The sequence below is a fragment of the Pseudomonas fuscovaginae SE-1 genome, from assembly GCF_000364705.1.
Lineage (GTDB): Bacteria > Pseudomonadota > Gammaproteobacteria > Pseudomonadales > Pseudomonadaceae > Aquipseudomonas > Aquipseudomonas fuscovaginae_A.
Genome location: NZ_AQOH01000083.1, coordinates 23,156 through 33,094, shown reverse-complemented (window position 1 = coordinate 33,094; position 9,939 = coordinate 23,156). Strand labels below are relative to the sequence as shown.

At 62.6% G+C, this 9,939-nt stretch carries 8 protein-coding genes; 4 read left to right on the top strand and 4 right to left on the bottom strand.

Features of this window, described 5'->3' with window-relative positions; all coding sequences use genetic code 11:
• Nucleotides 1–53: 53 nt before the first annotated feature.
• The 3 genes from K675_RS0109855 to K675_RS0109845 form a co-directional block, all read right to left on the bottom strand.
• Nucleotides 54–1,232, bottom strand: coding sequence for a vWA domain-containing protein (locus K675_RS0109855; protein WP_017903351.1), 1,179 nt, complete (start codon nt 1,230–1,232; stop codon nt 54–56).
• A gap of 20 nt (nt 1,233–1,252) precedes the next feature.
• On the bottom strand, nt 1,253–2,098 hold the full coding sequence (locus K675_RS0109850) for an AAA family ATPase (protein ID WP_017903350.1): 846 nt from the start codon (nt 2,096–2,098) through the stop codon (nt 1,253–1,255).
• Between the two features lie 148 nt (nt 2,099–2,246).
• A complete protein-coding gene (locus K675_RS0109845) occupies nt 2,247–3,329 on the bottom strand; it encodes a DUF748 domain-containing protein (RefSeq protein ID WP_017903349.1) in 1,083 nt (360 codons plus the stop codon).
• A 127-nt stretch (nt 3,330–3,456) separates the two neighbouring features.
• On the opposite strand from K675_RS0109845, the gene cysK reads away from it, so the two are divergent.
• The 3 genes from cysK to K675_RS0109830 all read left to right on the top strand — a co-directional run bounded on the left by cysK (nt 3,457) and on the right by K675_RS0109830 (nt 6,849).
• The gene (cysK, locus tag K675_RS0109840; protein ID WP_017903348.1) at nt 3,457–4,431 is read left to right on the top strand and encodes a cysteine synthase A; all 975 of its coding nucleotides are present in this window, start codon (nt 3,457–3,459) and stop codon (nt 4,429–4,431) included.
• 258 nt (nt 4,432–4,689) lie between these two features.
• On the top strand, nt 4,690–5,628 hold the full coding sequence (locus K675_RS0109835) for an aspartyl/asparaginyl beta-hydroxylase domain-containing protein (protein WP_017903347.1): 939 nt from the start codon (nt 4,690–4,692) through the stop codon (nt 5,626–5,628).
• A 357-nt stretch (nt 5,629–5,985) separates the two neighbouring features.
• On the top strand, nt 5,986–6,849 hold the full coding sequence (locus tag K675_RS0109830; RefSeq protein ID WP_017903346.1) for a DMT family transporter: 864 nt from the start codon (nt 5,986–5,988) through the stop codon (nt 6,847–6,849).
• Between the two features lie 167 nt (nt 6,850–7,016).
• On the opposite strand, the gene K675_RS0109825 is transcribed toward K675_RS0109830, so the two are convergent.
• A complete protein-coding gene (locus tag K675_RS0109825) occupies nt 7,017–7,925 on the bottom strand; it encodes a DMT family transporter (protein WP_017903345.1) in 909 nt (302 codons plus the stop codon).
• Nucleotides 7,926–8,070: 145 nt separating this feature from the next.
• Between K675_RS0109825 and aceK the strand changes: the two genes are divergently transcribed.
• The gene (aceK, locus tag K675_RS0109820) at nt 8,071–9,792 is read left to right on the top strand and encodes a bifunctional isocitrate dehydrogenase kinase/phosphatase (RefSeq protein ID WP_017903344.1); all 1,722 of its coding nucleotides are present in this window, start codon (nt 8,071–8,073) and stop codon (nt 9,790–9,792) included.
• Nucleotides 9,793–9,939: the final 147 nt, after the last annotated feature.

Sequence of the window (9,939 nt, the reverse complement as noted above, 5' to 3'; positions counted from 1 at the left end):
AGGGCCGCTTCGCGCCCCAGCGCGGGCAAGCCCGCTCGCCACAGAGTCGCTTGTCACTTGGACAGGAACCGCATCCCTTCTTCCAACCCCCGCAGGGTCAACGGATACATCTGGTCCTCGATCAGGTCGCGAACGATATTGGTCGAAGAGGTGTATCCCCAGGTGTCCTTCGGATACGGGTTGATCCAGATGAGCTTCTTGTACTTCTCCATGAAGCGCTGCATCCACACGTAGCCCGGCTCTTCGTTCCAGTGCTCGACGCTGCCGCCGGCCTGGGTGATCTCGTAGGGCGCCATCGCCGCATCGCCGACGAACACCACCTTGTAGTCGGCGCCATACTTGTGCAGCAGGTCCTGGGTCGAGGTCCGCTCCGAACTGCGACGCAGGTTGTTCTTCCACACCGACTCGTAGATGAAGTTGTGGAAGTAGAAGTACTCCAGGTGCTTGAACTCGGTCTTGCAGGCCGAGAACAGTTCCTCGCAGATCTTTACATGCGCATCCATCGAGCCGCCGATATCGAACAGCAGCAACAGCTTGACGGTGTTGCGCCGCTCCGGCCGCATCTGGATGTTCAGCAGGCCGGCATCGCGGGCGGTATGGTCGATGGTGCCATCGATGTCCAGTTCCTCGGCGGCGCCCTGGCGGGCGAACTTGCGCAGGCGACGCAGGGCCACCTTGATGTTGCGCGTGCCCAGTTCGACCTGATCGTCGAGGTTCTTGTACTCACGCTGGTCCCAGACCTTGACCGCCTTGCCCTGGCGCTTGCCGGCATCGCCGACGCGGATACCTTCCGGGTTGAAACCGCCCGAGCCGAACGGGCTGGTGCCACCGGTGCCGATCCACTTGTTGCCACCGGCATGGCGTTCCTTCTGTTCCTCCAGGCGTTTCTTGAATTCCTCGATCAGCTTGTCCAGGCCACCAAGGGATTGGATCTGCGCGCGTTCCTCGTCGCTCAGCGAACGTTCGAACTCCTTGCGCAGCCAGTCCTCGGGGATCAGCGCCTGCAGGTGGTCGTCGAGCTTTTCCAGGCCGTTGAAGTAGGCGCCGAAGGCCCGGTCGAACTTGTCGAAATGCCGTTCGTCCTTGACCAGGATCGCCCGCGCCAGGTAGTAGAACTCGTCCATGTCGGCGAAGGTCACCCGCTGTTTCAGCGCGTTGATCAGGTCGAGCAGCTCGCGCACCGACACCGGTACCTTGGCCGCGCGCATTTCATTGAACAGGTTGAGCAGCATGGCTATTGCCCTTCAATGGTTTAACGGCTGCCGCGACGGCTCATGAAGGCGAGACGCTCCAGTAGCTGTACGTCTTGCTCGTTTTTCACCAGGGCACCGGCCAGCGGCGGGATGGCCTTGGTCGGATCGCGTTCGCGCAACACCGCCTCGCCGATGTTGTCGGCCATCAGCAGCTTCAGCCAGTCCACCAGTTCCGAGGTCGACGGCTTCTTCTTCAGGCCCGGCACCTTGCGCACGTCGAAGAACACGTCGAGGGCTTCGCTGACCAGGTCCTTCTTGATGTCCGGGTAGTGGACGTCGACGATCTTCTGCAGGGTTTCGCGATCGGGGAAGGCGATGTAGTGGAAGAAGCAGCGACGCAGGAAGGCGTCCGGCAGTTCCTTCTCGTTGTTGGAGGTAATGATGATGATCGGGCGCTGTTTCGCCTTGATGGTCTCGTCGATTTCGTAGACGTAGAACTCCATCTTGTCGAGTTCCTGCAACAGGTCGTTGGGGAACTCGATATCGGCCTTGTCGATCTCGTCGATCAGCAGGATCACCCGCTCCTCGGACTCGAAGGCCTCCCAGAGCTTGCCCTTTTTCAGGTAGTTGCGCACGTCGTGGACCTTGTCCACGCCCAGTTGCGAGTCGCGCAGGCGGCTGACCGCGTCGTACTCGTAGAGGCCCTGGTGCGCCTTGGTGGTGGACTTGATGTGCCAGGTGATCAGCTTGGCGCCGAAGGACTCGGCCAGTTGTTCGGCGAGCATGGTCTTGCCGGTGCCGGGCTCGCCCTTGACCAGCAGGGGACGCTCCAAGGTAATGGCGGCGTTGACGGCCAGCTTCAGGTCAGCGGTGGCGACGTAGGCCTGGGTGCCTTCGAACTTCATCTGTGTTTCCTCGAACGGTAGCGCCGGCCCGGCAGCGGGGCGGCGGGGAAATCCCATGTCCCGACTATAACGCGGTGCCCGGTCGAGTGTGAACGCAGACGGCTTATTCAGTCTCTGAATGGAGCGTCACCTCCTGACCTGGTCAGGACTACTGGCCGGTATCGGGCTTGGGCCGTTCGTAGCGGGCATTGAAGGCCTGGATGAAACCATTGCGCAATATCTGCAAAAAGGCGGCGAACGCGCTGACATCCTGCTGGTGAACGCTGCCACTGAGTTCGACGCGGGTAGCGAACTGGTTTTTCTCCTGGTTCTTGAGCAGGGTTTCGCCGGCACCGACGATGGCTTCCCAGACCGAGCGCAGCAGGCTCTTGTCCTGATTCTCGACGTCCTGCTGCCAGTCGAATACCTCGACATCATGCAGCAGCGGCTTGATGTAGCCGGTGAGCCGGCCCTTGTCGGCCTGGGCCTCGATCACCACGTCGCCGCTGCCGCCATTGAAGTCGAACTTGCCGTAGGCGGCGGCGAAGTCGTTGACCTTGCGCAGCTCGATGCCGGTGGCCCGCAGGCGGAATTCGAAGTCCTCGAAATTGCTCAGCGGATCGAAAGTGGCCGTGGTCTCCAGGGGCGCATGGCCGAGCAGCAGGGCCTTGCCTTCAAAGCGGGCATCGCGCCGGCCCTTGAGGTCGACGACGTTGGTCAGGTTGTAGAGGCTGGCATCGACCTGGGTCGCCTGCAGGTTGACCGGCGGCTGGGAGTTGAAGTTGCGGAAGGTGATGCGCCCGTTGTCGATCCGCACTTCGTTGAGGGTGATCGGCAGCAGCTTGCCCAACTGGGCGCGCCAGTCGGTGCCCCGGCCGGTCTGCGAGGCCTGGCGATTGTTCGCGCCGCCGTCGACGAAGTTCAGCTCCGGTTCGACGAACTGCACCTCGGCCACCACCGCATGGTTGTCCCACAGGGCTTTCCAGCTCACCGACAGGTCGATCAGCGGTGCCTTGAGGAACGGCACCGGCACCTTGCCGGCGACCTTGACGATTTCCAGGCCGTTGATCCGGTAGGCACCGCGCCACAGGGCCAGGTCGACGTCGGTCACCTGGCCGCGATAGTCACCCATGTCGGCGAGCTTTTCATTCAGGTAGTTGCGCACCAGGTAGGGCAGGGCCAGATTCACCGCCACCACCAGCAAAACCACGACTGCCAGGCCCCACAGCGGCCAACTGTAACGACGTTTCATCGACGTGCCCCACAGACTGTCATAAGGCGATGGACCCCCGGCGACGCGAGACGTTCGCATGACTGGACGCCTGTCACCTCGGGGCATACCCTTGTGGGCTAATTCTCAATTGCTCGAAGGATCCGTCATGAGCCGTATTTTCGCCGACAACGCCCATTCCATCGGTAATACGCCCCTGGTTCAGATCAACCGTATCGCGCCCCGCGGCGTGACCATCCTGGCCAAGATCGAAGGGCGCAATCCGGGGTATTCGGTGAAGTGCCGGATCGGCGCCAACATGATCTGGGACGCCGAAAGCAGCGGCCGTCTCAAACCGGGCATGACCATCGTCGAGCCGACCTCGGGCAACACCGGCATCGGCCTGGCCTTCGTCGCCGCCGCCCGTGGTTACAAGCTGCTGCTGACCATGCCGGCGTCGATGAGCATCGAGCGGCGCAAGGTGCTCAAGGCGCTGGGGGCCGAACTGGTGCTGACCGAGCCGGCCAAGGGCATGAAGGGCGCGATCGAGAAGGCTGGCGAGATCGTCGACAGCGACCCGGCGCGGTATTTCATGCCGGCGCAGTTCGACAACCCGGCCAACCCGGCGATCCATGAGAAGACCACCGGTCCGGAAATCTGGAACGACACCGATGGCGCGGTCGACGTGCTGGTGGCCGGCGTCGGTACCGGCGGCACCATCAGCGGCGTTTCGCGCTACATCAAGCAGACCCAGGGCAAGCCGATTCTCTCGGTGGCGGTGGAGCCGGTGACTTCGCCGGTGATCAGCCAGACCCTGGCCGGGCAGGAGGTCAAGCCGTCGCCGCACAAGATCCAGGGCATCGGTGCCGGCTTCGTGCCGAAGAACCTCGACCTGTCGCTGGTCGACCGGGTCGAACTGGTGTCCGACGAAGAGTCCAAGGCCATGGCCCTGCGCCTGATGCAGGAGGAAGGGATCCTCTGCGGCATTTCCTGTGGCGCGGCGATGGCGGTCGCCGTACGTCTGGCGGAAACCCCGGAGATGCAGGGCAAGACTATCGTGGTGGTGCTGCCGGACTCCGGTGAGCGTTATCTGTCGAGCATGCTGTTCAGCGACCTGTTCACCGAGCAGGAAAACCAGCAGTAAGGCGCGGGCCGACCCCGGTATTTTCCCTCGTAGGCCGGCTCCCACGGAGGCTGGCTTACGAGGCATCCTGCATTCAGCTGACCTGCATCAGTCAGCATTCCGGCGCCTTATGCTAATTAACGCTTTGTTGCACGGCTCTTAACACTGATTGTTGAGTCGCGCGGGTTTTTCCTGCGGTCGGTAATGTTTATCATGGCCGGCTGCCACGTCTCGTGGATTTTTCCTACCCGGACGTCGCCCACTTTCAAGGAGTGCTGAATGACCTTTTCCTTCGCCGCCAAGGCCGCCGTCTTGCTGCTGTTCGTAGGCAGTACGCTCTACGTGCACCTGCGGGGCAAGGCGCGTTTGCCGGTATTGCGCCAGTTCGTCAACCACTCGGCGCTGTTCGCTCCGTACAACGCCCTGATGTACCTGTTTTCCGCGGTGCCGTCCAAGCCGTACCTGGACCGCAGCAAGTTCCCCGAGCTGGACGTGCTCAAGGACAACTGGCAGGTGATCCGCGAGGAAGCCATGCACCTGTTCGACGAGGGCTACATCCGTGCCGCCGAGAAGAACAACGACGCCGGTTTCGGTTCGTTCTTCAAGAAAGGTTGGAAGCGTTTCTACCTGAAATGGTACGACAAGCCACTGCCGTCGGCTGAAACGCTCTGCCCGAAGACCGTCGAGCTGGTCAGCCGCATCCCCAACGTCAAGGGTGCGATGTTCGCCCTGTTGCCCGGCGGCAGCCACCTGAACCCGCACCGCGACCCGTTCGCCGGTTCGCTGCGTTACCACCTGGGCCTGTCGACACCGAACTCCGACGACTGCCGGATTTTCGTCGATGGCCAGGTCTACGCCTGGCGCGACGGTGAAGACGTGATGTTCGACGAGACCTACGTGCACTGGGTCAAGAACGAAACCGAGCAGACCCGGGTCATCCTGTTCTGCGACGTCGAGCGGCCGTTGAGCAACCGCCTGATGACTTCGATCAACCGTTCGGTCAGCGCCTTCCTGGGGCGTGCCACCGCGCCACAGAACGTCGATGAGGAACGCGTCGGCGGGATCAACCAGGCCTATGCCTGGAGCAAGAAGTTCAGCGACAGCTTCAGCAGCGTGGTCAAGCAGTGGAAGCGCAAGCATCCCAAGGCCTACCGGATCATGCGTCCAGTGCTGGCGGTCGTGGTGGCCTGGGCCCTGGGCTACTGGCTGTTCGGCTGACCTGTTGCAATTGATGTCGAGCGCTGGTTATAGTCGGCGCTCGGTGCATCGCCTGATCCACCGTTGTTTCCCTTCACAGAAAATCTGCCTATGCCAGCTTCCTCCCTCAACGCGGTCGTCGTTCCAGCGCTCAACGCTGGCGTAGTGCAGTGCGGGAGCCAGCAACCGGTGCAGATCAGTCATTACCCACCACCTGTCAGTAGCACGCCGGTGTACGCCGTCGTATCACCGCCAGGCGTTGGCATCCAGGGTTGATCAGCGAAGCTTGCTGCTCTCCTTCCTGCCCGCCTGAAAAAACCTACTGAATCTTCAGCTTCACAGCTGGGTTGGCATTTGCCTGAATTACAGGTGGTATCCATGTTGGTCATTTCAAAGCAATCCGCGACCGCGGCGGCTTCGACGAGTCTGTTCGTGCTGCTCTGGAGCAGCGGGGCGATCTTCTCCAAGTGGGGCCTGGCCCATGCCTCGCCGTTCGCCTTTCTGCTGGTACGTTTTTCCATAGCCCTGTTGGGCCTGTTGCTGCTGGGGCCGTTGCTCAAGTTCAAGTGGCCCAGGCGCGGCAAACCGTTGCTCTATGCCGCGGTGACCGGGCTGGTGCTGCTTGGCGCCTACCAGATCTTCTATCTGCTGGCGCTGGATCTGAAGGTCACGCCGGGCGTCATGGCGACGATCATGGGCGTGCAGCCCATTCTCACGGCGGTGCTGGTGGAACGCCAGCGCTCCTGGAGCCGGATGTTCGGCCTGGGGCTGGGCCTGGCCGGGCTGGTCCTGGTGGTCTACCAGGGGATCGGTCTGGCGGGCATGTCGCTGGCCGGGATGCTCTTCGGCCTGCTGGCGCTGGCGAGCATGACGTTCGGCTCGATCATGCAGAAGCGCATCACCGACAATCCGCTGGGCACGTTGCCGGTGCAGTACCTGGTCGGCCTGTTGCTGTGCGGGGTGTTCGTGCCGTTCCAGCCGTTTCATGTCGAAACCGGTAGTGGCTTCATCATCCCGGTGCTGTGGATGGGGCTGGTGGTATCGGTACTGGCGACGTTGCTGCTGTATCGGTTGATCGCCCGGGGCAACCTGGTGAACGTCACCAGCCTGTTCTACCTGGTACCGGCGGTGACGGCGATCATGGACTACCTGATCTTCGGCAATCGCCTGGCGTCGCTGAGCATGCTGGGGATGGGGCTGATCATCGTCGGCCTGGTGTTCGTGTTCCGCAAGGCGGGCTGACGCGTCCTTGAGGCGGGTGCAGCAGCGCAGTGCTGCTGTGCCTGTTCCGGCCTCTTCGCGGGCAAGCCCGCTCCCACAATGTCCGTGTCGGTCACAGGACTTATGTTCGCCCTGGAACCTGTGGGAGCGGGCTTGCCCGCGAAGAGGCCATCAGATTCCCTGCAAGGCTAGCGGTCCGCCACGGCGCTGGCCTTGACCACCGCCGGCTTGAGCACCAGCCACAAGGCCACCGCAATCAACACCCCGCCATACAGGTGCGCCATCGACAACGGCTCGTCGAGAAACAGTGCGCCCCACAGCACCCCGAACGCCGGGATCATGAAGGTCACGGTCATCGATTTCACCGGCCCGATATTGCTCAGCAGCTTGAAGTAGATGATGTAGGCGAACGCCGTGCAGAGCAGGCCGAGCCCCAGCAGGGCGCCCCAGACTTCGAACCCGCCCCAGCTGGCTGGCGGTTGGGTGATGGCGCTGGTGGCAAAGAACGGCAGGATCGCCAGGGTGGCCCCGCACATGCTGCCCAGGGCCGACAGCCGGGGATCGAGCCCACCCTGGTGATCGAGCCAGCGTCGGGTCAGGAATCCGGCGAAACCATAGCTGGTGGTGGCCAGCAGGCAGGCCCCGGCGCCCATCAGCAGTTGCAGGTCGAAGGTCACCGGGCCGGCACGGGTCAGCACCGCGACACCGAACAGCCCGAGGAAAATGCCCAGCAGTTTGTTCAGGCTGAGTTTCTCATGGAAGAACAGGCCGCCAATCAGTACGCCCATCAGCGGCGTGGTGGCATTGAAAATCGACGAATAGCCGGCCGGCAGCACCTTGGCCGCCACCGAGTACAGCGTCGCCGGCAGCCCGGAGTTGATCACCCCGAGCATCAGGCAGACCCGGAACTTGCCCTTGAAGTCCCACTTGACCCGCATCAGCGCGAGCATCACGAGCAGGCCGACAGCGGCGATCGAGACACGAAAGAACGCAGTGGGAAACGCGCCCAGCACGGGAGCAATGATACGCATGAACAGGAAACTGGCGCCCCAGACGGCGGCCAGGCTGAACATGCGAACGATATCGGCGGGATTCACGGTGGGACGTCCTTGGCGGGGGAAGGCGAGCAAGTGTGTCGGGATGTTACGTTCAGGGCAAGGTTGCACAACACGATGACTGGCTTCTAAGCTCAACGGGCTCGCGACCAGAACAATGATCGAAAAATCCCGCAGAGGTTTGACTATGCCGCAGCAATGGCCGGCCGCCGATATCGCCCGCATGATCCTTGATGGCTTCGATAACTATCGCGAGCATTTTCGCCAGATCACCGATGGCGCCCGCGCCCGTTTCGAGGGGGCGCGCTGGCAGGAGGCGCAGGCGGCGTCGGCGGCCCGGATCAATCTCTACGAGGAAAAGGTCGCCGAAGTCAACGCCCGCCTGCGGGCCGCCTTCGATGAGGAGTCGTTGCTCGACGTCGGCATCTGGCCGCTGGTGAAAAGCGCCTACATCGGCCTGATCGATGTGCGTTTCGACGATGAGTTGGCGGAAACCTGGTACAACTCGGCCTTCTGCAGTCTGTTCAGCCACGACCTGATCAGCGACGGCTGCATGTTCATCCACACCACCCGGCCGTCGCTGCGCCGCGCCCGGGGCGCGCAGACCCGGACCTATCGCCCGCAAGGCGAGTTGTCGGGCATGCTCGAAAGGATCTTCAGCGACTACCGCTTCAGCGAGGACTACGCCGACCTGCCCGGTGATCTGCAACGGATGGAAGCGCAACTGCGCGAAAGCCTGCCGGACTGGGTGTGCAAGGATCCGGAACTGTGCCTCGAACTGTTTTCCTCGGTGCTCTACCGCAACAAGGGGGCTTACCTGGTCGGGCGCATCTACACCCATGACGAGCAGTGGCCGCTGGTGATTCCGTTCCTGCACCAGGAGGGCCGCGGGATCCGCATCGATGCGTTGATCACCGACGAGGCCGAGGTGTCGATCATCTTCTCCTTCACTCGTTCCTATTTCATGGTCGACATACCGGTGCCGGCCGAATTCGTCGGCTTTCTCAAGCGTATCCTGCCGGGCAAGCACGTGGCCGAGCTGTACACCTCGATCGGCTTCTACAAGCACGGCAAGTCCGAGTTCTACCGCGCACTGATCGACCACCTGGCCAACACCGACGACCGTTTCATCATGGCCCCGGGCGTGCGCGGCATGGTCATGAGCGTGTTCACCCTGCCGGGCTTCAACACGGTGTTCAAGATCATCAAGGACCGTTTCTCGCCGTCGAAGAACGTCGACCGCGCCACCGTGATCGAAAAGTACCGCCTGGTGAAAAGCGTCGACCGGGTCGGGCGCATGGCCGATACCCAGGAGTTCGCCGACTTCCGTTTCCCTCTGGGCAAGTTCGAGCCGGCCTGCCTCGAGGAATTGCTGGAGGTGGCGCCGTCCACCGTGCAGGTCGAGGGCGAGACGGTACTGATCCGCCACTGCTGGACCGAGCGGCGCATGACCCCGCTCAACCTCTACCTCGACAATGCCAACGAAGCCCAGGTGCGCGAGGCCCTGGATGACTATGGCCTGGCGATCAAGCAACTGGCGGCGGCGAACATCTTCCCCGGCGACATGCTGCTGAAGAACTTCGGTGTCACCCGCCATGGCCGGGTGGTGTTCTATGACTACGACGAGATCTGTTTCCTCACCGAAGCCAACTTCCGGCATATCCCGCCACCGCGTACCCCCGAGGACGAAATGGCCTCCGAGCCCTGGTACTCCATCGGTCCGCTGGACGTATTCCCCGAGGAGTTCCCGCCATTCCTGTTCGCCGACATCGGCCAGCGCCGGCTGTTCGCCCAGTTGCACGGCGAGCTGTACGACGCCGACTACTGGAAGGGCCTGCAGGAGGCGATTCTGGCCGGCAAGGTCATCGATGTGTTTCCGTATCGGCGTCGGGCGCTGGACAACGACTGATGTGATTGTGGCGAGCGGGCTTGCCCGCGCCGGGCTGCAGAGCAGCCCCAAATCCTGTCACCCTGTTGTACCTGGTTCACCGCATCCACCGGGTCAGGGGCCGCTTCGCAGCCCAGCGCGGGCAATCCCGCTCGCCACAAGCGGCCC